Origin of the sequence: Oculatella sp. LEGE 06141, from assembly GCF_015207605.1 — a bacterium.
In the GTDB taxonomy this organism is placed as follows: domain Bacteria; phylum Cyanobacteriota; class Cyanobacteriia; order Elainellales; family Elainellaceae; genus Oculatella.
Genome location: NZ_JADEWO010000081.1, coordinates 1 through 21262 on the forward strand (window position 1 = coordinate 1; position 21262 = coordinate 21262).

At 48.6% G+C, this 21262-nt stretch carries 14 protein-coding genes and 5 pseudogenes; 8 read left to right on the forward strand and 11 right to left on the reverse strand.

The annotated features are described in order from the left end of the window. Positions 1 to 124 precede the first annotated feature (124 nt). From IQ268_RS29230 to IQ268_RS29240, 3 genes and pseudogenes are all read left to right on the forward strand, one after another. A pseudogene (locus IQ268_RS29230) lies at positions 125 to 559 on the forward strand (ATP-binding protein); the annotation flags it as partial. Beyond that, a complete protein-coding gene (locus IQ268_RS29235) occupies positions 556 to 1029 on the forward strand; it encodes a response regulator (protein WP_193886499.1) in 474 nt (157 codons plus the stop codon). The pseudogene IQ268_RS29230 and the gene IQ268_RS29235, both read left to right, overlap by 4 nt. Positions 1030 to 1031: 2 nt before the next feature. Continuing rightward, positions 1032 to 5183 carry a PAS domain-containing protein gene (locus IQ268_RS29240; protein WP_193886501.1) on the forward strand — a complete coding sequence of 1384 codons (4152 nt, stop codon included), beginning with the start codon at positions 1032 to 1034 and terminating at the stop codon, positions 5181 to 5183. Between the two features lie 394 nt (positions 5184 to 5577). On the opposite strand, the pseudogene IQ268_RS29245 reads toward IQ268_RS29240, so the two are convergent. Together IQ268_RS29245 and IQ268_RS29250 are read right to left on the reverse strand one after the other, a co-directional pair. Next, a pseudogene (locus IQ268_RS29245) lies at positions 5578 to 6129 on the reverse strand (IS5 family transposase); the annotation flags it as partial. Between the two features lie 22 nt (positions 6130 to 6151). Further along, positions 6152 to 6861, reverse strand: a pseudogene (locus tag IQ268_RS29250) (IS6 family transposase). A 214-nt stretch (positions 6862 to 7075) separates the two neighbouring features. On the opposite strand from IQ268_RS29250, the gene IQ268_RS33615 reads away from it, so the two are divergent. Together IQ268_RS33615 and IQ268_RS29260 are read left to right on the forward strand one after the other, a co-directional pair. Continuing rightward, positions 7076 to 7213, forward strand: coding sequence for a 3'-5' exonuclease (locus tag IQ268_RS33615; RefSeq protein ID WP_370584717.1), 138 nt, complete (start codon positions 7076 to 7078; stop codon positions 7211 to 7213). A gap of 165 nt (positions 7214 to 7378) precedes the next feature. Then, on the forward strand, positions 7379 to 10222 hold the full coding sequence (locus IQ268_RS29260) for a hypothetical protein (RefSeq protein WP_193886505.1): 2844 nt from the start codon (positions 7379 to 7381) through the stop codon (positions 10220 to 10222). A gap of 393 nt (positions 10223 to 10615) precedes the next feature. On the opposite strand, the gene IQ268_RS29265 is transcribed toward IQ268_RS29260, so the two are convergent. Further along, complete coding sequence (locus IQ268_RS29265; RefSeq protein ID WP_193886507.1) at positions 10616 to 11029, reverse strand: hypothetical protein; 414 nt, start codon at positions 11027 to 11029, stop codon at positions 10616 to 10618. 419 nt (positions 11030 to 11448) lie between these two features. On the opposite strand from IQ268_RS29265, the pseudogene IQ268_RS29270 reads away from it, so the two are divergent. After that, positions 11449 to 11862, forward strand: a pseudogene (locus IQ268_RS29270) (transposase); the annotation flags it as partial. Between the two features lie 135 nt (positions 11863 to 11997). Here IQ268_RS29270 and tnpA read toward each other — a convergent pair. From tnpA to IQ268_RS29305, 7 genes and pseudogenes are all read right to left on the reverse strand, one after another. Next, entirely contained in the window at positions 11998 to 12417 is a 420-nt protein-coding gene (gene tnpA, locus IQ268_RS29275) for an IS200/IS605 family transposase (RefSeq protein ID WP_193886511.1), read from the reverse strand. Between the two features lie 242 nt (positions 12418 to 12659). Then, on the reverse strand, positions 12660 to 13442 hold the full coding sequence (locus IQ268_RS29280; RefSeq protein ID WP_193886513.1) for an alpha/beta fold hydrolase: 783 nt from the start codon (positions 13440 to 13442) through the stop codon (positions 12660 to 12662). 223 nt (positions 13443 to 13665) lie between these two features. Continuing rightward, a complete protein-coding gene (fldA, locus tag IQ268_RS29285; protein WP_193886515.1) occupies positions 13666 to 14178 on the reverse strand; it encodes a flavodoxin FldA in 513 nt (170 codons plus the stop codon). 31 nt (positions 14179 to 14209) lie between these two features. Then, positions 14210 to 14593 (reverse strand): cupin domain-containing protein, encoded by a 384-nt coding sequence (locus tag IQ268_RS29290; protein WP_193886517.1) that lies wholly within the window; start codon positions 14591 to 14593, stop codon positions 14210 to 14212. A gap of 97 nt (positions 14594 to 14690) precedes the next feature. Further along, positions 14691 to 16214, reverse strand: a pseudogene (locus IQ268_RS29295) (chlorophyll a/b binding light-harvesting protein). A 188-nt stretch (positions 16215 to 16402) separates the two neighbouring features. Then, positions 16403 to 17443, reverse strand: a complete 1041-nt coding sequence (locus IQ268_RS29300) for a chlorophyll a/b binding light-harvesting protein (RefSeq protein WP_193886519.1) — start codon at positions 17441 to 17443, stop codon at positions 16403 to 16405. 376 nt (positions 17444 to 17819) lie between these two features. Beyond that, entirely contained in the window at positions 17820 to 18248 is a 429-nt protein-coding gene (locus tag IQ268_RS29305) for a transposase (RefSeq protein WP_193886521.1), read from the reverse strand. A gap of 211 nt (positions 18249 to 18459) precedes the next feature. Between IQ268_RS29305 and IQ268_RS33160 the strand changes: the two genes are divergently transcribed. Both IQ268_RS33160 and IQ268_RS29315 read left to right on the forward strand, forming a co-directional pair. Continuing rightward, positions 18460 to 18654, forward strand: coding sequence for a hypothetical protein (locus IQ268_RS33160; protein WP_193886523.1), 195 nt, complete (start codon positions 18460 to 18462; stop codon positions 18652 to 18654). Continuing rightward, positions 18651 to 19238 carry a transposase gene (locus tag IQ268_RS29315; RefSeq protein WP_193886525.1) on the forward strand — a complete coding sequence of 196 codons (588 nt, stop codon included), beginning with the start codon at positions 18651 to 18653 and terminating at the stop codon, positions 19236 to 19238. The genes IQ268_RS33160 and IQ268_RS29315 overlap by 4 nt, the downstream gene beginning before the upstream one ends. Before the next feature lie 614 nt (positions 19239 to 19852). Here IQ268_RS29315 and IQ268_RS29320 read toward each other — a convergent pair. Next, positions 19853 to 21229, reverse strand: coding sequence for an L-serine ammonia-lyase (locus IQ268_RS29320; protein WP_193886526.1), 1377 nt, complete (start codon positions 21227 to 21229; stop codon positions 19853 to 19855). Between the last annotated feature and the right edge of the window lie 33 nt (positions 21230 to 21262).

Sequence of the window (21262 nt, forward strand, 5' to 3'; positions counted from 1 at the left end):
GGCAGTCTGCCAACAGTTCATCGAGCATCTCATCAACGCGATTGGTTTCGTTCTTCTTTCTTGCCATGATGCGGTCTCCTGAGTTACTGGGATTTTAGACCGCTTACACAAAATCCTGATCAGTCTCCAACAAGTCCTTGCCACGCTCACCATTGCCCGACCCCAAATTGAACTTGAGTTTCGCATTCCCCAACCTCTTCCTAGCATCGAATGCGATCGCGCCCAGGTGAACGAACTGTTTACCAACTTGATCAGCAATGCAATTAAGTACAATGATAAGCCTGAGAAATGGGTCGAGATTGGCTTTTCGGAAGGGGAGGGAGCTGTGGAATGCTGCACTTTCTATGTTCGCGATAATGGTGTTGGAATTCCACAGGAACATCAAGAGAAAATTTTTCAGATTTTCCGTCGCTTGCATGGACGGGATGAATTTGGCGGGGGCACCGGGGCCGGACTGACCATTGCCCGCAAAATTGTGGAGCGGCATGGCGGTAGAATTTGGGTTGAATCTATTCTCACCCAAGGGACAACGTTCTACTTTACCCTGGCAGTGGCATGACTCGCGATATGACTGTTCCTAACCCGCAAATGCAATCCTTGTTAGTTGTGGAAGACAGCAACGAAGATTTTGAAGCACTGCAACGGTTATTGGGGCGATCGCGCCTGACCATCCCAATTCAGCGGTGTGTCAATGGAGAACAGGCACTGGCATTTCTTTACCGCACAGGCTCTTACGAAGATCGCCAGCGATCGCCCCGTCCGGGTTTAATTGTGCTGGATCTGAACCTGCCTGGAACTGATGGACGGGAGGTACTGCGTCGGATCAAGCAAGACAAAGCGCTCAAAAAAATTCCCATTGTCATCTTTACGACATCGAACAATCCCCAAGACATCGAAGATTGCTATCAGTATGGGGTCAACAGCTATATCGTGAAGCCAATCAACTTTACCCAACTTAAACGAGATATCCAGATCCTTGTAGACTACTGGTTTGAAGTGACAACCCTACCCAATCATCTGGAAGATTAGTTATGCAGCGACCTTCACGCACGATCCTCATTGTGGATGATTCGCCCGAAGATCGCGAACTCTACCGCCGCTATTTGCAGCGAGACCCAGACTATTCCTACACCATTTTAGAAGCATCCCTGGGACGGCAAGGATTGGAGCTATGGCAACAACAGCAACCCGATCTGGTGTTGCTCGACTACCGCCTACCCGATCTAGATGGCCTGGAGCTTTTGGCTCAACTGCCCTCTTCAACCCCACAATCCTGCTTCCCTGTGGTTGTGATAACGGGTCAGGGCAATGAGGCGATCGCGGTTCAGGCGATGAAAGCCGGTGCCCAGGATTATCTGGTTAAAGAACAGATCACTCCAGAGGGGTTACACCTGTCCATTCATGGAGCCATTGAAACAGTACAGATCCGTACCGAACTGCAACAGCGGATCGAACGAGAGCGCGTAGTCGCGCAAATTACCCAGCAAATTTATCAATCCCTGGATCTGGATCACATTCTCCAGACCACCGTAACCGAGGTGCGCCAATTTCTCAACACCGATCGGGTGCTGGTGTTTCAGTTACACTTGGATGGCAACGGTACGGTGGTGGCAGAATCGGTCGGCTCAGCCTGGCGATCGCTCCTGTCGTCCACCATTTATGATCCCTGTCTAGCGGAAAACTACCTCAGATTTAGTCGCCCTGGCTCCATCACTTATGATTCTGAGTTTGTTGAGGATTATGTAAAACGCTATCGTCAGGGACAGGTCACTGCCATACCCGATATTTATGCAAGCAACATTGATCCCTGCCATATTGAACTGCTGGCTCAGTTTCAAGTCAACGCCAATCTGGTCGTTCCCATTCTGCACGATGATCGATTTTGGGGATTGCTGATTGCCCATCACTGTGCGGCTCCTCGTTTTTGGCAACCGCTGGAAATTGACTTGCTGAAAGAACTGGCAGCCCAGATGGGGATCGCCTTACGTCAGGCTGAACTCTATCAACAATCCCAGTCAGAACTGGCGGAACGCAACCGGGTCGAGGCAGAACTCCGAGAAAGCGAAGAACGGCTGCGATCGGCATTAGAAGCTTCGCGTATGGGCACCTGGGATTGGAATATCGAAACCGGACAGGTTCAATGGTCAAACAACATGGAGGCGATGTTCGGTTTGGAACCTGAAGCATTTGACGGTTCCTTCCAGATGTTCTCAGAACGACTCCATCCGGTTGATCGCGATCGCGTTCTGGCAACCATTAATCAGGCAATCGCCACTGGAGAAGACTACAACATCGAGTTTCGAGTGGTCTATCCCAACGGTACTATACGGTGGGCACTGAGCCAGGGCAAAGTGTTTTACGATCGGAACGGGCATCCTGTTCGGATGGCAGGCAATGATATTGATATCACAAAACGCAAACAGGCAGAAATCGCACTGCGGGAGAGTGAACAGCGATATGCCGCCTTGTTACAAGTTTCCCCAGTCGGGATTTTTCGCACGGACGTGCATGGCGACTGTCTGTACACTAATGCTCGCTGGTGCGAACTGACTGGACTGTCTCCTGAAGAAGCTCAGGGCCAAGGGTGGGTCAGGGCACTGCATCCCGATGACCGCGATCATGTCTTTGTTGAGTGGTATCGTGCCGCAGAATTAAACCTGCCTTTCCTATCCGAATACCGATTTCAAGATCCTGATGGCAACGTGTCATGGGTCATCGGGCAAGCGATTGCGGAAAGAGATGTTGAGGGACGTTTGATTGGCTACATTGGGACTGTAACGGATATTAGCGATCGCAAACGGTCTGAACAAGCCTTACGAGAGAGTGAAGAACGCTTCCGCACCTCCGTTGAAAACATGCTGGATTGCTTTGCTATCTATGAGGCAATTCGGAATGAGCAGGGAGAAATTATTGATTTTCGGACTAAATACGTTAACGATGCAGCTTGTCTCAACAATCAAATGACACGGGAGCAGCAGATCGGGCGAGGATTATGTGAGTTGCTGCCAGGACATCGCGGTAGTGGCTTATTTGATGAATACTGCCAGGTGGTTGAAACAGGGCAGTCACTGGTGAAAGACAGCTTGGTTTACGAAGATGATTACGGGCAACAACGCCTGATCAAAGCGTTTGATATTCGCATTGCTAAATTTGGCGATGGCTATATTGCCACCTGGCGCGACATTACTGAGCGCAAACAAACCGAAGAAACCCTGCGCCAAAACGAACAACTGCTGCGGCTAGCACTGGCAGGTGCTCAAGCCGGTTCCTGGGATTGGGAAATTGCAACCGGGAATGTTGTCTGGTCGCCTGAGAACTATGTGTTGTATGGAGTTGATCCAGCAACCACTTCCGCGAGTTACGAGATCTGGTACCACATCTTGCACCCGGACGATCGCGAAGCAACGAAGGCTGAAGTGATGGAGGTCATCAAACAACGCCTGCCTGAGTTTCGGAGTGAGTTTCGCATTATCCATCCTCAATTGGGTCTGCGCTGGATCTTGGGTCTGGGCCAGTTAACGCTGGATGATCAGGGCAATCCCCTGCGGCTGAGCGGCATCAACCTAGACACTACCGATCGCAAGCTGGCAGAGGATGCGTTACGACAAAGTGAGGCATTTAACCGCCGGATCTTGGAAAGCAGTAGCGATTGCATCAAACTGCTCGATCTAGACGGGCACCTGCTATACATGAATCCAGGCGGTTTGTGCCTACTGGAGATTGATGATATTCGCCCCTACCTCAATGTTAATTGGGTGAGTTTATGGCAAGAGGAGACTTGCTCGATGGTAGAGGCCGCTATTGGTACCGCACAGGCTGGAGAACTGACTCGATTTCAGGGCTTTTGTCCTACGGCAAAGGGCACACCAAAATGGTGGGATGTGGTCGTGACTCCCATTTTCAATGCGGAAGGACAGGTCATCCAACTCCTGGCAACCTCCCGCGACATTACTGATCGTAAACAGTCCGAAATGGAACGCGATCGTCTGCTAGAGCAAGAGCAATCTGCACGGGAATCTGCCGAACGAGCCAACCGCATTAAGGATGAGTTTTTAGCCGTTCTTTCCCACGAGTTGCGATCGCCCCTCAACCCAATCTTGGGATGGGCAAAACTGATGCAAAGCCGTAAATTCGACGCTACTAAAACAAATGAAGCATTAGCTACGATTGAACGCAATGCTAAACTCCAGACTCAGTTGATTGATGATCTTCTGGATATTGCTAAAATCCTGCGCGGTAAGTTCGTTATGAATGCGGCTCCGGTCGATCTGGCATTTGTGATAGAGGCGGCGCTCGACACGGTGAGAACAGCAGCAGTCGCGAAAGCCATTACCCTCCATGCTGTGCTGCCTCAAATTGGTCGAGTATCAGGAGATTCCGCCCGACTTCAGCAAATTGTTTGGAACCTGCTGTCGAATGCCATCAAATTTACACCTGCTAAGGGCCAGGTTGAGGTTCGCTTGGAGCGAGACGGTGACCAGGCAAAGATAATCGTTAACGACACGGGTAAAGGCATCCACCCCGATTTTCTGCCTCATATTTTTGAGTCATTCCGGCAAGAAGATGCTTCAACAACTCGTCAGTATGGCGGATTAGGATTAGGGTTGGCGATCGTGCGTCATTTAGTTGAGGTTCATGGAGGTATCATCTGGGCGGATAGTCCGGGTGAAGGACAGGGCGCAACGTTTACCATTCAATTCCCCTTACTCGATACTGAATTAGAGCCGCCACAATCTGAAGCAGTATCCGTCGATGAACTAGACTTAACAGGGGTGCGAATCCTATCAGTTGATGATGAACCGGATACGCGGAACCTGTTAGTCGTATCACTAACTCAATATGGAGCAGAGGTTTTGGCAGTTGCCTCTGCCGCTGAAGTCCTGGCCAATCTGGAATCATTCCAACCCGATGTGCTCATCAGCGATATTGGAATGCCTGAGGTAGATGGTTATATGCTGATGCGACAGATTCGAGCGTTACCATCTGAGAAAGGGGGGCAGATTCGGGCGATCGCGTTGACGGCCTATGCCAGAGAAGAGGATTATCAGCAAGCGATTAACAACGGTTATCAACGGCATCTAACCAAACCCCTTGATCTCGATCAATTAGTTCAAGCCGTGATTGAACTCGCACGCCACACTAGATTTGGGAGAGCCAGAGAAGATCACACAAAAAAGAGCTAGAGATGTCGCTGGTCGGAGTCGTTGCGTAACATCAGCTTCATTAAGCTTCGCACCCGCTTCCACTGGCTGTGCTGAGTGGAAGGATCAATCCGTTGTTTCAGATTCCATTCACCCGCTTCTTGATCAGTGTTCAGTTAATGTTAGCCCAGCCATCAAGAGGTTTCCCTATTTCGGTATCTTTTCAGGCTCTATCTTTCACAGGCGGTTCAGTTCCTTACTGGCTTAGTTTTAGCAGGCGACAAAAAATGGTCGATAAAAACTTTTTCTGTACTAATCTGAACGAATTTTCAAGGATTTCAGCCATTGCTTAATGCTGTAGCTTATGTAGACAAGTAAAAATGGCTTTGTTGCATGATTAAAAAATGGACAGATTAGCCTTGAATCAGGCTTGATATTAGGCTTCAACCTCATAGCTGTCGGGCTTGGCGATCTGAATCATGCGATTGAGCGCAACACATTTGATGAACAGTTCTACTGCTTGATTGTCAAATCGACGTGCACTCAGATTGCCGCCAAAGATGGTTTTGAAACGAAACAGGGTGGTTTCCGCAATCGAGCGACGATGATAACCAGAATCACGTTTCCACCGTTTGCGTCCATGCTGACGAATCGAGCACAAATTCTCATCCCGTTGATGAGGCTTGCCGTTTCGATTGCCATGCTGCCAATTCACCGCATCCTGGCGCAGGGGAATCACCGCTTTGGCTCCTTTGGCTGCAATCTCGTCATAGCAGTGACGATGGTCGTATGCCCCATCGCTCGAAACTTGTTCGATCGGTTCGTCAATGGCTCCGAGTACATCGTTTAGCACTTCTCCATCATGGTAATCGTTGGTCGTGACCACTGCTGCCAAGATTTCGCCCGTTGCCTCATCCACGCCTAGATGCAGTTTGCGCCATATTCATCGCTTGTTCACTCCGTGTTGATGGGTTTTCCATTCCCCTTTGTCAGGTGACAATCTCTTTGTCTTAAACACTCACTCCAAAGATTTCTTCGATAAACGTTGCTTGAGACACACTGTCCCCCTTGTTGACTTTTTTCACTTGTCCTTTACAGATCATCTTCATTGCCTCAATTCCGCTCAACGTTTTTCTGGCGCTATTAAACGTCTTGAACCCCATCATCGGTTTCACAATTCGCTTGATATTTCTATGGTCTTGCTCAATGACGTTATTCAACTACTTGCTCTGCCGTAACTGGGTCTCTTCTGCGACCGTCTCATCTCCTTGCAGGGTTTCCATTGCCACTGGGTAAGCCGCATTCTTGTCCACGTTAATCACTCGTGGAGCCACAATGTGCTGTGCTTTGAGCACCTTGCGAAAGAAGCGTGCTGCTGCCTTGCCATCTCGCGTCGCACTCAACATGAAGTCAAGGGTATTGCCCTCCGAATCGACAGCCCGATACAGATATTTCCACAAGCCCTTGATTTTGAGGTACGTCTGGTCGGTTCGCCACGAGTCGTTTGTCGGCTTCAAGTGAGGTCGAATGCGTTTGTCGAGTTCTGCGCGTACTGCAACACCCAACGATTGATCGTCGAGTGGTCTACCTCTATACCCCGTTCCTGCATCATCTCCTCCAAGTCTCGGTAGCTTAAGGCATAGTGGCAGTACCAACGGACATTGAGCAGGATGATGTCGGGTAAATAGTGTCGCCACTTGAAGGAAGAAGCAGTAGCCATAGCCAAGAGATCGGTCGTGTTTGGGATGACTTCACTTATCACTAACCAGTTTTTGCGACACATCCAATGAAATGGCGATCGCCTATCGTGCTCATTGGATGGGAGAGCAGCTTTATCGCTGTCTGGAAGCAGCCCAGATCCCAATGGAGTGGGTCATCAGAACAGCAACAGCCGTCACTATCAGCCTGCAGCAGCATCAATCAAGCTCATCACCATGCACTCCAGTAACGGGTTAGAGTTTCCGGTAGTTTTCATTCCTGGCATTGGCTTTATGCCTCATTCCCATGCACCCATAGAAGACGAAGCCCGGTTATTGTACGTTGCGATCGACCCTCTCCTCTCAAGTCAATAGGGGCAATAGCGATCGCCAGTCACGCGAGTAGTAACTTTACTGAGATTCAGGCTACTCCCTACAGGGAACTCTAGGGAAAATAACCCTGTAAGTAGCTTTGTGAGTCCCTATAACCGACCAGGTATTTTGGCTGTAAGCGTTGTGCTTGGAAGTCTTAACTTGCTAATGTCCAAAGTTACCTATGCGATGGGGGAAGATAGTGTAGCGGGTAGCTCAATGCAACCCGTGCTCAAAGCCCCAAAACCGCTCGCAATCGAGGGGCACAATCGTACCTCAGGGTATGTACCGGGAATTAATAGTATTGAGATGCAACCGTTTGTACGGCAGCAAGAACGATCTCCCACTCGTCTGCCGAGGAATTCACCAGAATTGATTGCTAGTGCTCAAGATCTATTAGAACAACCACACGGCGATCGTCCTGTTCCTCCACTATCAGCACCAAGTGCCCCTAACGTTTCTATTCCTGACTCTCCTATTCTTGATTCCCCACCAGTTATACCTGAGTCTTCTATACCTGAGTCTCCCGAACAGCCTTTGGAGAATCAGCAGGAACAACCTTTAGAATCGCCAACGGAACCTGAGATTGATCTAGAGCAAGTTGTTTTAGACACGTTGACTAGTACGAGCGAACGGTATCCGCATATTGTTAATTCAACCGACAACTTGACATTTTTGCCTCAGTCGTTCAGACCTAATGCAGATGAGACTTACGGGAGTTTTGACTTTAGATTTGCCCAGCAAAATCCAGTGCTGAACCGATTGACGATCGCTCGCTTTCCTCAATCCAACCAGTTCTACTGGATTGTGGAAGGCAATCGAGTTGTAGCCGAAACAGAAGGATGGCAAGGAGGAGTCCTTTATCAAGGGCAGTCAGATGTAACCCACACTCGTGAGCGAGTTGAATTACAGCAAGTTTTATGGGGAACACAAGCTGTTTGGAATATTCCTAGACCTGCTCACCTTGGAGTTGCAGAACCAGAAAACTTTTCGGTTACCACCGTTTCAGGTGCGATTATCAATTCGCCCGGAACACCAGCAGGACGGATCATCCTGAACAGCGGCATTGATGTGAATGCACCCAACGTCACAAGGCTCACTGACCTCATACCCAATATTAGTGATGCCTCGACTTATAGTCCCACTGGTGGAGCAGATTTGTTTCAATCGCTATCTCCCGATGAAGCACCGCTGATCCTTCAAGGATTTCCCACTGTTGATCTCAGTCCTCTGATAGATCATGGGAATGTCCAACTCAGACAAGGAGAAGTGATTCCAACGGATGTGTTATCACGGGCAGGTATTTCCTGGGGAGATATCTTTACGGGTGAGCCATCAAGCTTTACAGCACCAGTCACATCCACTTCTGGTATCAAAATCGCTCAGCTCACTCGGTTTGGGAACCGCGATCTCTTAGGCATTTTGGTTAATCCAAATCTACGGGGCACCGAGCGAGATTTAAGTTACCTCAACTCCCTCTTTTGGACTTCGTTCGGTCGTCGGCAACCCGAGTTTGAACTGCTTTCTCAAAACCAAAATACAGAAGACTGGTATCGCGCGTACCTCAGTCATACTCACAACCGGGTTGCAATTGATTATGACCCAGTAGATATTCGAGCCACTTATACTAATATCTTTGCAAATCCAGGTGTATCTGTTGTCCTTGCTTTGAACGGCGGCATCGATACAACCCAAACGTTGAATGCCACACTGGGGTTATTACTGGGTGGGCTGTTTGAAGAAGTCGATCTCAACAATATCGATCGCAGTTTGGAGGAAGCCCGACAAGCTTTTGATAACAGGGGGGTGTTTTCGTCCTTAAGCACACAAGCGACCTCAACGCAAAGACGACAAATCAATCAACGATTGAATCAAACTCTGGCTTACACGAATTTCACCAGTGGATTAGAGCAGGTGTCTGGAGGGATAACATTCCCTAGCTCAATTACACCCAACACTTCCAATCTTTTTCGTCTTCAAACTGGCCTGTATCGGCGTTCGGTACAGTTTTTGCACCAAAAGCGTCATGTGATTGTAGGAGACACATTCATCTCAAATTTGAGACTCTCTAATCGAACCTTTGGTCCCTTAACCTTTATTGGCAGCCCGACAACAGACAGTTCTACGCCCATACAGCCTACAAATGAAGCGTTTGCTGTTGACGTGATCTTGACTGGCCCAGGTGGAGAGCAGTTTGTTCAGCAATATAACTCAGCGGATGTTAGTGCAAATCCATTGATGGTTCGAGGAGCAGACTTAACATTCGATCGCATTGAGCTGACGCGAATTGATCACGTTGAGACAGAATTTGACAGTTTTAGAGGATATTTGTCACTACCTGCCATAGAGATGACGTGGGTAGGCTCGTCAAACGACTTCAATTATAGTTTGAGTTCAGGTCTGTGGCTGAATTTGAACGCAAACGAAGCTCCAGGAGTCAGTCATAACAGTCTAGGATTACCAGAACCAACTATTGGCATTTATGCAAACGCAGTGTTGAATCTTTCAACCACGGATATAACGTTAGATAGTAACAATAATCCTGTCAGCGCCAGTACTTATGGTCCGTTGCTGCGGATGAACTGGGACAGCACCAGCAGGTTCTTTACGGCTTTGAGCTACGCTTATTCTCACCAAGAAAGAAACTGGAGATACTCGCTCACGCCAGGAATTGCCATTGCTGTCAATTCAGATAATACTCAGAGGATTGTTTTTTTAAATGGAGATCTAGTTACTGCTTCTGGCTTAGAACTGAGTGGTGGACTAGAACTGAGTGAAAACACGTTTTTTAACGTACAAGTTATACAGTCTGTCAACCCTCGCTTGTCAGTTGGTGCTTACATTCAAAACTTTAGTTCAGATAGTGAAGGACTGGAGACACGTAGCTTAAACCTCAACTATGGTGCATTGTTGAGGTATACCCTAAACGGCAACAATCGCTCTACAACCATCCGAATTGGCACAGGCGATCGCGGGCTTGATGCTCGCATACAGGGAGAATTTCAGTTTTAGTTGGATCGAGTTCAGATGTGCTGCTTGCTGCTTGTCCTAGCAACGGCGATCGCTCCAAAAGGCAAAGGGATAGATCGATCTATCCCTGAGAAGTTTGATGACAAGTTGTGTTAGAAATAGTCTCTTACGTGAGGGCGCGGGTTGGGGTGGAACTCTTGGCTGCCAGCAGCGTCCCTCCCCTTTGATCCCGTTGTCCTCTCAATTAAACAGCAACAGCTATCATATCCAGATTTGCCAGTTGGGGCGTATATAGTTGCTCATTGCGCCCTACAGTCTCAAGCCATTTAACTAATAGGCTCAGGCAGAAAACCACATCCCGTTGGCTAATCTGAACAGAAGGACGAATGACCAATGACGGAGCAGGAATAGTATGCTCACTCCCGTCTCAGCGTACTAGTCTAAAGCACCACCCGAAACCAGGGAGCGGAGGATAGCTAGTCTGTTGTCATTGCCTGCGGGGGCAACGGTGTTTGTACCATAAACTGCATCCAGAACACCTGCGGCACTACTACCAGCGGTAACAGCCGAGGTAACTGGTGTAACCGTTAAGCTAGTAATTGAGTTTACAACATCGGCATTTGTGGCATCAACTACCCAAGTGGGTGCTACGGTAACAGCATTAAAATCTGAGACGGAGGACACGACTTCGGCACTGACACTGGTGGTGCGACCAGAAGGAGTGGTTAGGGTAGCTGCACCAGAAGCAGAAGCACTACCCGCTTGGGCAGGAGCAGCAATGAGAGTTGCTGCACTCAGGATGCTCAATGCAGCGAAACCAGCTTTAGCAGCAAAAAAAACTCGGTTCATGATTCAGTAATTCCTTAAGAGATGAACGATGCGAGGTGGAACTCAAGTTCTGCGGCAAGAAGCCTTTGTATTTCAGCCTTGACTAAGAGGCTTGAATCAGGACTTCTTTTAGCATGTGTTTCAACCTTTCGTGCCAAGTCTAAAGCTGTTCATAGCGATTCTCTGTGAGTAAGCTCTCGGAATTCTGATCTTTATGAGCGTTATGTCGCTAGGAGTTCAGTAATTTGGCTGAAGTTTTTCCAAATTTAGTGTCCTATGACACTACGGTAGCCTTAAGCCTTTCTTGCTCGGCAGCTAGGAGAGTGGAAAAAAGCTGGGGATCGGGTTGTGTCGCAAAAACTTTTGGGATTGTAAATTAGTTTGTGTCAAGGGTCAGAAATGAGATCTAATGAACTACTGAACCTACGACACTTAGAACTATGACGTTTCGACCTGAACTACTCGACGAATTGCTCAATGGCTATGAGAATCCTGAAGACCTGCTGGGGAATGGAGGCATTCTTAAACAACTAACGGCTGCTTTGGTGGAACGCTGCTTGAATGCAGAAATGAAAACGCATCTAGAAGAGCAACAGGCGGAGCCTGAAAGCGACGACAAGCCTGCTCGTAACCGCCGCAACGGGCACAGTAAAAAGACGATTAAAGGTGAGTTTGGAGAAGCCCAAATCAACGTCCCCCGCGACCGCAATGGTGAGTTTGCACCCATCATTGTCAAGAAGGGACAGACCCGCTTTGACGGCTTTGACGACAAGATCTTGTCACTGTATGCCAGAGGCATGAGTACTCGTGACATCCAGGCTCAACTGCAAGACCTTTATGGGGTCGAGGTTTCAGAGGATGTTTGAAAAGTTTGGGCGTTGCATAATAGAGAATGATATAGAGTCAGATACCCCCAGCGAAGCTGGTGGCTTGATGAGTGTGACCGCCTCAAAGGCGGGTGTCCTCGCTGAGGGTTACCTGCTCAATCCTTAGAATTGCCCCCCTTTATCGGCAATCTCTTGTTCACGGATATAGTGACGTACCGCTTCTAGTTCAAACCCAACCGTTGACACTGTGTATCCTCGTGCCCAGAAATTCTCACCATTGAAATTGCGTTGCTTGCCACTAAATTGACGCGCAATCGCAATGGCACTCTTGCCTTTGAGAAACCCAATCACCGATGCCACTGCATACTTGGGCGGAATTTCAATGCACATATGAACATGGTCCGGCATCAGATGTCCCTCAACAATACGACACTCCTTTTGCCGCGCTAGCTCATGAAAAATTGGACCGAGAAATTTACGAATCTCTCCAAACATCACCTTACGACGATACTTGGGGGTGAACACGATGTGATACTTGCAGTCCCACTTGGAGTGAGAAAGGCTTTGATACAATTGCGACATGATATTCTCTCCTACGGTTTTGCTTCACCAAGCCACCGTGGGAGTTACTTTACTGCCGCAACGCTCAAAGCTGCTCGAGTCGCACTGGTCGAACCAGTGGCTTACCTCAAGAATTCAGTTAGCAAGACAGCACAGAAACTACATCCGACAGTCGTGAGTCATTGCATAGCGTCAGGAACAATAGGGTAAAACATGATTGAATTTAGTCGTGAAGAAGTGAGGAACGTCTTCTGAAGAAATGATTACTCTGTGAAAATGGAATTTGTCGGAGCAGATGCAGCGGTAAGCACAGTTGGTAAAGGCTGGCTGCGGTGCGGTGGCAGCGATCGCCAGAAGCTCAATATCTGCTCTCCAACCTGTTTTGGGTAGAAGCAATGAAAGAAATAGCCCCCACCTGGACAAACCCAAAGTTGTGAAATTGCTTCTTCGCTAAAATACTCGCGCCAACTGCGAAGCTGATGTGCATCGACTACAGCATCATCAACGCTGCCACACACCAGCAGCGGCACTGTAACTTGAATTGGAGCTAAACTCATGCACTTGACTAGACTATGAGGAGACAGCGAATAGTCGAGATCTTGCTCCAAAATCTTCACTAACGCTTTGACCATTGGTTGAGAGGAATAGCCAAACAGCATATCGACCATGCGAGTCAGCAATATTTGGCGACTACAGGGAAGTAATTGTCGCTGGGCGTAGTACTGTGCCTGCCAATCGACAGCCGGATACGCACCGACCGATAGCAATGTGAGCGATCGCACTCGTTCAGGATATCGCTGGGCATAGAGCAATGCCAGTAGACCACTGACTCCGTGTCCAATTAAATGAACAGGATGTTCCCTATGGTTCAAGTAGTCATGCAGCAACACAAGTGCAGTATCCAATGAACATGGCTCATCAGGAGTTTGTTGATATTCCCACTGGGCAACTGGCTGCTGTTTTGCCAGAAATTGCAGCAGCGGACGATCGAACACTTGTAAGTGAGGACTGGCATTCAGACAAAGAATTTCTGGAGAATAAACCATGTTGATTGCGAAATAGGGTGAAGGCTGGTTAAAAGATGCCAGGGTGTACAATCGCCACTGGCACTCCGAAAAATTGGCAGCAAAAAGAATGCGATCGCTGGTTGCAAATCGGTTTAAATCATGAGTAGTTGAGTCTTTGAAATGTCATGTTGCTTCTGATTCTTTGCCATTCAAGGATCATTGAATATGACATTGAATCAGAAGCAACCATTGCCATTGCTATCTACACACCAAATGCTTGTTTTAGTTGTGCTACCCAGGCGCTAATGCGCTCATCGGTCAGGTCTGATTGATTATCTTCGTCGATCGCTAGCCCGACAAACTTATCATCCCGAAGGGCTTTCGATCCATCAAACTCATATCCTTCTGTTGACCAATAACCAACGGTTGTACCACCTAAGGAGGCAATCTTCTCCTCCAAAATGCCTATTGCATCCTGAAAGTTGTCGGCATAGCCAACCTGGTCGCCTGCCCCAAAGTAAGCTACCTTCTTGCCGCTAAAGTCAACATCATCTAGCTCATCATACAAACCTTCCCAATCCGATTGCAGTTCACCAATGTTCCAGGTTGGGCAACCCATGATCAAATTAGAGTAGTCATCAAAATTACTCAATTCGACATCAGCAACATTATGCAGTGTGACGATATTATCCCCACCAAATGCTGTTTGAATGGCTTCGGCGATCGTTTCTGTATTGCCAGTTTGAGTGCCAAAAAACAAACCAATTTTCGTCATATTAACTCCTGAGTAATGAAACAAATTCGATCTACAGCGTGATAGTCCAGGCTGTTTCCGATAAATCTGAATCAGATTCACTGCGACACAACAGAAACACGAGGCGAGTGTGAGCCTGTAACGTGTGAGATAGTTGTGCCGGAATAAAAATGAATCGTCCAGACTCGAGGGAGATGGTTTCCTCGCTTAATGTCAGGCTGCCATTGCCTTCCAAGACGGCGATCGTCACATCTTTGTCATCACAAATGTTGAGCAGGTTGGTGTCTGCTCCCAAACTCATTAAGTTCTGTTGATACAGCGTTTTTTGTCCATGTGTATATTCCACAATCTCAACATTGATCACCTGCTGAGATATGGCATGGAGTGGCAATAGCTGAAGATGAAACGGTCGATGTATCGCGGTTGTTTGAACCATGAGAATGACTCGCGCAAAGTGCAGGAAGGAAACGTCTACGGTTGAGGAGGTTAAGGATCAACCGTAGACAGGACAGCAACGTCTAGAGCAGAACGACTTAAACGAATTGCCACAACAGGTCAAGATTGCTCAACAGCAGGTAGGCAAAAATTGCACCACCCACACCGCCAATCAAAAAGCCACCGGAAAACTGACTCCAGCCGTCCACTGATTGCAGCGAAGTCGGCACATTCGGAACTGTCTCAGCGAAAACTGGTCGAGGCAACGTTTCTAAGCGTCGTTCAAACGTGATGCTGCCATAAAACGATAAACCCACGGTTGCAATCACAATCACGCCAGCAGCGGCAATTAAGCCAGCCAGATTTGCCGACGCTGAGTCACGCAGGGGTCCCAGTTTGGCAAACGGACCAATCAGCCAGTAGCCGTGTGCCATGCCAATTTCTAAGCCACGGGTGAGGGGAGACAAGCCCGATCGATAGATTGGCAAATTTTTGAGAAAGTTCAATGTCAAATCTGAGGAATTGATTGGAGTGGCAAGATTGCCTGTTTGCACATTGGGCGATCGCACCATATCTCCTCGCTTAAAATCAAACCCGGCGGCATCTCCCCGTGCCCGAATCGCGTGCCAGATGTGACCTGCTAAAAAGAGAGCTGCCAGGACAAAGTGAAAGGTAGCTAACCAACCGCGAGATGAGATAATTCCCGTTGCAGTCGGTAGCGATTCTACCGGAACTTGACTTGTCAGTGCCTCCACTGGACCATAAAACACTTCCGGGTAAACCGTGTTGTTCACTGTTGCAAAGTAAGCCGCTAGAAACCCCATGTAGGCGACAGCACCAATGCTGTAAGACAGATATGCCTCACCAGAGTAAATTAAGATGCGTCGCGCCCAGGCAAACGGCTTGGTGAGAATGTGAAACAGTCCGCCACCAATACACAGTAGCCCCACCCAAATATGTCCGCCGACGACATCTTCAAGGTTATTGACGGCTGCCATTCCCTGGGCACCCTGTGCGCCGAAGAGATAGCCAAAGATTGTCGCCGGATTGAGCGTGGGATGGTGAATGACGCGCACATCACCGCTACCTGTAACCCAGGGATCAAACAAGCCGCCCCAAAACATTGCTTTTGCCACTAACAACCACGCTCCAAAGCCCAACAGCATCAGGTGAATGCCCAGGATTGACGTCATTTTGTCGGTATCTTTTCAGTCATAGCCAAAGAAACCTGCCCAGGTGGGGTTATCTTCCAGCACCTCTGGGCCGAGCAGCGAATGATAAATGCCTCCGGCTGCCAGAATAACCGACGGAATGATGTGTAAGACGGCAATCACGAAGTAGGGATAAAGACTTGTGATCTGTCCACCTGTGCCAACGCCAAAGCCAAGCGTCGCTAAATGCGGTAGGATAATCAATCCTTGCTCATACATGGGTTGGGTCGGAATGAAGCGTGACAACTCAAATAGAGTCATTCCGCCTGCCCACAATAAAATCAATGCGGCATGGGCAACATGAGCACCTAGTAACTTCCCAGATAAATTAACCAAGCGAAAATTACCTGCCCACCAGCCCGTTTTGGGAATATTTTGCTGATAGGGACTCTCGGCAATTACTGCTGTCATAAATGAAGCTCCTGAAACACTAGTGCAGTATTAAACCTAGTGTTCTCCTCTCTCGATGCAATGCTCTTTTCTCATACAATGATCACTTAAAAGAGCAGTTTGATGAGTGTTCTAACATTCAAAAACATTCAAATAGAAGCGGCGATCGCCATTCACTATGCGCTACTTCGCCTTCATCACAGGTGCGCTTAGCTGGGTTGCGGTAACACAGCGGTATCATTGATGCGACCTTTACGGAAATCAAATCCGCGTGCCCGCAGTGCGTGCCAGATGTGTCCTTGCAAGAAGAAGAAAGATAACCAGAAATGAGCATTTGCCAGCCACGATCGCGAACTCAAAAAGTCGGGGTCGGGGGAAGCAAAGTAAGGAATGATATTTTGCCGAATCACTAATGAGGGACCGTAAAACACCTCCGGATACACGGTTGTATTGACAGAAACAAACAGCGTGGCAATGAAACCCATCAGAGCCAATGCTCCCAGGCTGTAGGATAGATATGCTTCTCCTGACCAAACAAACAGTGTATGAGTCCATTCAAAAGGCTTGGTCAAAATATGGAAGATGCCGCCGCCGATCAACAGGGCACCCACCCAAATATGTCCACCCACCACATCTTCTAGATTGTTGACACCCGCAATCCAGAATTTGCCCACTGCGCCAAACAAATAGCCAAAAATGATCGCAGGATTCAGCGTTGGGTTTGTTATGACTCGTACATTCTCAATTGCTGGATCATATAGACCGCCAAAGAACATGGCTTTTGCCACCAGCAGCAATGCCCCTACGCCAAGCAGCACCAGATGAATCCCCAGAATGGTTGTCATCTTGTTGGTGTCTGCCCAGTCATAGCCAAAGAAGCGGAACCTGGATTCAAGGCGTTCGGAACCACGCAGTGAGTGAAAAATACCGCCAAATCCCAGAAATGCAGAGGAGATTAGATGCAAGGCTCCAATCACAAAGTACGGGTAGGTATTGGTGATTTCCCCGCCTGCCCCAACTCCCCAACCCTGTGCCGCCAGATGCGGCAACACAATCAATCCTTGCTCATACATCGGCTGTTGCGGATTGAAATGGGCAAGTTCAAACAATGTCATTGCGCCTGCCCACAGGACAATTAACCCAGCATGGGCAACATGCGCCCCTAGCAGTTTGCCAGAGAGATTGGTTAATCGAGCATTACCCGCCCACCAGGGAACCGTTTCCAGCGACTGATCCGTGGCTCTCACCATACACAATCCTCCTGAAATTTTAAGCTTGTTGAGAATATAGTTCAATAAGATTTGGAGGCATCGTAGCATGTTTATTGCAACTATTTACTAATAAGAGGTGGTTAAGAAATGTGAATACCGGAGATAACCAGAGCGAAGCTAAACAGTTATCTAGCTACTGGCATGATTAAAAAAATGAGGAGTATAAAGGGACAGTACCTACAACCTCTATCAATAGCGACTATCCGGGTTAACGAACTGAATTTAATAGATAACAATACAAACTGGATTCTATGCAACCCTAGAATTTGCTGATGAATGCGAGTATAGTGTTAATGCAAATGAGTTGCATTAATACTTGTTCATCTGTATTATCGAGTATCAGTAGATCGCAAATTCATGAGGGATGCGGTAAATAGATAGCTGTGACGGGTGGGAAATGGCGTTCAACAGCATGGCAGAGGAATTCCAACATGGTTTTGAGGCTAAACAATGCTCGGTAAACGATCCGTCCCCCTCGTCGGATTTGGCTAACAAAGTGCCACAGTAGATAGACCCAGAGATTAACCAGGAGAAACGCGAGTGCGACAAAGAGGAATCGGGTTACAAGATTCTTAGTGGTGGTGCAGATGCGGCAATGATTCTTGATTCTGTAGCTGGTTTCAATGCCGAAGTGGGCCTTGTAATGAGCATGCAACTGCTGGAGTGTCACCTTGACCCGATGAACGACATAAAGAGTGTAATGAATGCCACGCTTGCCCTTAAAGCCTTTGTAGGCCCAAAGGTAGCGTCGCTGCAACGAAGTGCCACGCGATCGCTCAAACACTTAAGCAGTAAGCAATCCAACTAAAAAATCTAAAAAATTACAACTTGCCCATAAATGATGACTGAACTACCCACAAAATTTACGACAGAATCAGGATTTCAGGCTCTTTTTGCTCGAAAACTTGCCCACAAATGGGCATTTCTTGGTATGTTTTAGCTAAATCATGGAATTTTTCCTGAAATCCTTGCGCAGTGAAGCTTTCAGGTGCTGCGTGGCAATTCGTTGCAGCGACGCTACCTTTGGGCCTTTTTGCGACACAACCCGCATCAGTGCCAGAGCTGTACGAGAGGCTCTCATTACCCAGAAGGGATACAGCCAGGAGCAATTACCGACTCGCCAAACCATTGGGGAGATTCTCAACCGCTTAGGCTATCGCCTAAAAAAACACAAAAAATCAAACCCTTGAAAAAGATTGCGCAAACCGATGCTATTTTCGAGAATGTGTTTCGAGAAAACCAAACCGCCGATGAGAATCCCAACTCACTGCGGTTGTCGATTGATACCAAAGCCAAAGCCAAAGTCAAAATTGGCAATCTTTCACGGGGTGGGAAAGCCAGGGGATTAGAGGCAAAGATAGCCGACCACCATGATACAGAATGGCAATCACTGCTGGTTCCGTTTGGCATTTTGAACACTAACAATGACCAGTTATCCATTTACTTTGGTCAGTCTGCTGAGACCAGTGATTTTATTGTGGATTGCTTAAGCGATTGGTGGGAGCAGCATCAAGCAGATTATGGTGATATGAATGAATGGGTGATTGACCTCGATGGCGGCAGTGCGGCTCGTAGTGACCGCACCCAATTTATCAAGCGAATGGTTGAATTGGCGCAACACACTCAGTTACGAATTCGATTGATTTACTATCCCCCGTATCACAGTCAGTACAATCCGATTGAACGATGCTGGGCTACTTTGGAGAATTATTGGAATGGTGCAATTTTAGATTCCGTAGAGACGGCACTTCAGTGGGCAGCGAACATGAGATAGAAAGGAATTACACCGTTAGTGCAATGTGTTGAAACAACGTATCAAAGGGGAGTGAGGGTGTTGAAACACGAGTTAGAAGACTACTTACCCTTCTGGCAACGTTCTGAAACATTGCCCAAGTGGGATATCACTATTGTTCCAGGGTAATGGGTACTTTATTTATCCGCAAGCCCCTAGGTTTTGTACAATCAACTCGCCGCTAATACGCCCACCCCCCTTGCTGTCAGCATTGAAAAGTTTATGCTCCTAAATTCCGATTGTGACAGTTAAAGTGCGCAAAGTGGGTTATATGTACTAGAAATTTCTGTTGTATCCCTCATTTGCCTCTATCGGCTAACGAATTTACTTTGTTCCAGGCTTGGGATTCGGTCTAATTGCATCTGGTGACAGATTCGCTTCAATCACGCGAAAAGGGCGATCGTTTCTCCTCGTTTCACTTCTTTGGGCTGCTTCAATTCTTTATCTTTTTTATTTAGTTTTGTTGCTCAACCACTCTTTTGTACCAGCGCGATCGATCGGCTTTTATCCTTAAACATCCGCCATATCTCACTCCTAGCTCTTCCCTTCCGTGTTAAGAAAGATGCGACTAATGCATAGGACCCACCACCCGATGTCTAGCATTCGATCACGTTGACAGCCAGACCGCCGCGAGAGGTTTCTTTGTACTTTTCATGCATGTCGTGGCCCGTGTCGCGCATGGTTTTGATCACCTTATCGAGGTGAACGCAGTGCTGCCCGTCGCCTTTGAGAGCCATCCGCGCCGCGTTGATGGCTTTGATGGCACCCATGGCGTTGCGCTCAATGCAGGGCACCTGCACCAACCCGCCCACCGGATCGCAGGTCAGCCCCAGGTTGTGTTCCATTCCAATTTCGGCAGCATTTTCGACCTGCTCTGGAGTACCGCCCAGCACTTCGGTCAAGGCTCCGGCTGCCATGGAGCAGGCCACACCGACTTCGCCCTGACAGCCCACATCGGCTCCGGAGATGGAGGCGTTTTCCTGGTAGAGGATGGCGATCGCCCCCGCAACCAGCAAAAATTGGACGATACCATCATCGCTAGCTTGATGGCAAAAGCGGCTGTAGTAGTGCAGCACTGCCGGAATAATTCCCGCTGCGCCGTTGGTGGGAGCCGTGACGACTCGCCCACTCGCTGCATTTTCTTCGTTAACGGCCATCGCGTACAGGTTTACCCAATCCATAATGCTGAGCGGGTCGGCTAAAGCATACTCCGGGCGCTGCTTCAGGTGACGGTACAGTTCAGCGGCGCGGCGCTTGACTTTGAGACCACCGGGTAAGATGCCGTCGGTGTGACAGCCACGCTCAACACAGTCTTGCATTACCTGCCACAGCCTTAACAGTCCGGCTCTAATTTCGGCTTCGGAGCACCAAACTTGTTCGTTGGCCAGCATGAGCTGACTGATGGAGAGGCGATCGCGCTGGCACAGATCCAGCAGGTTGCGGGCGCTTTTGATCGGGTAGGGCAGGGGCGAGTGATGCAATTGGAGGCGATCGAGGCAGGCGGCGTGCTCGTCTACCACAAACCCACCACCAATGGAGTAGTAGGTGCGCTGCCGCAGCCGATTAGCCGCTTGGTCAAAGGCTGTAAACACCATGCCGTTGGGGTGGTAGGGCAGGGGTTGCCAGTGCAGCTTGAGATCGGTTTTGTCGTTGAAGGCGATCGCATGCTGCCGCAGCACCCAGACCGAGCCCGTCTTGCCGATGCGCTGCAGGTAAGCGTCTATCAGGTCGGGGTTGACGAGGTCGGGGGACTCGCCCTCCAGACCCAGCAAAACAGCGCGATCGCTACCATGCCCACGTCCGGTGGCTCCCAGGGAGCCGTGCAAATCGATTTGAAGGCGCTTGACTTGGGGCAACAACCCATCAGCAGCTAATTCGTGAGCAAACCGCCGGGCGGCTTTCATCGGGCCAACGGTATGAGAACTGGAGGGGCCAATACCGATTTTGAAGATGTCAAAGACGCTGGTGGACATGACGGTTAGGGGGTGGGGCTGTCTCTTATACAC

Bases quoted from the DNA above. Each gene is read 5' to 3' on its own strand.
- IQ268_RS29235 (WP_193886499.1), top strand. From the start codon at position 556: ATGACTCGCGATATGACTGTTCCTAACCCGCAAATGCAATCCTTGTTA.
- IQ268_RS29240 (WP_193886501.1), top strand. From the start codon at position 1,032: ATGCAGCGACCTTCACGCACGATCCTCATTGTGGATGATTCGCCCGAA.
- IQ268_RS33615 (WP_370584717.1), top strand. From the start codon at position 7,076: ATGCACTCCAGTAACGGGTTAGAGTTTCCGGTAGTTTTCATTCCTGGC.
- IQ268_RS29260 (WP_193886505.1), top strand. From the start codon at position 7,379: ATGTCCAAAGTTACCTATGCGATGGGGGAAGATAGTGTAGCGGGTAGC.
- IQ268_RS29265 (WP_193886507.1), bottom strand. From the start codon at position 11,029: ATGAACCGAGTTTTTTTTGCTGCTAAAGCTGGTTTCGCTGCATTGAGC.
- tnpA (WP_193886511.1), bottom strand. From the start codon at position 12,417: ATGTCGCAATTGTATCAAAGCCTTTCTCACTCCAAGTGGGACTGCAAG.
- IQ268_RS29280 (WP_193886513.1), bottom strand. From the start codon at position 13,442: ATGGTTTATTCTCCAGAAATTCTTTGTCTGAATGCCAGTCCTCACTTA.
- fldA (WP_193886515.1), bottom strand. From the start codon at position 14,178: ATGACGAAAATTGGTTTGTTTTTTGGCACTCAAACTGGCAATACAGAA.
- IQ268_RS29290 (WP_193886517.1), bottom strand. From the start codon at position 14,593: ATGGTTCAAACAACCGCGATACATCGACCGTTTCATCTTCAGCTATTG.
- IQ268_RS29300 (WP_193886519.1), bottom strand. From the start codon at position 17,443: ATGGTGAGAGCCACGGATCAGTCGCTGGAAACGGTTCCCTGGTGGGCG.
- IQ268_RS29320 (WP_193886526.1), bottom strand. From the start codon at position 21,229: ATGTCCACCAGCGTCTTTGACATCTTCAAAATCGGTATTGGCCCCTCC.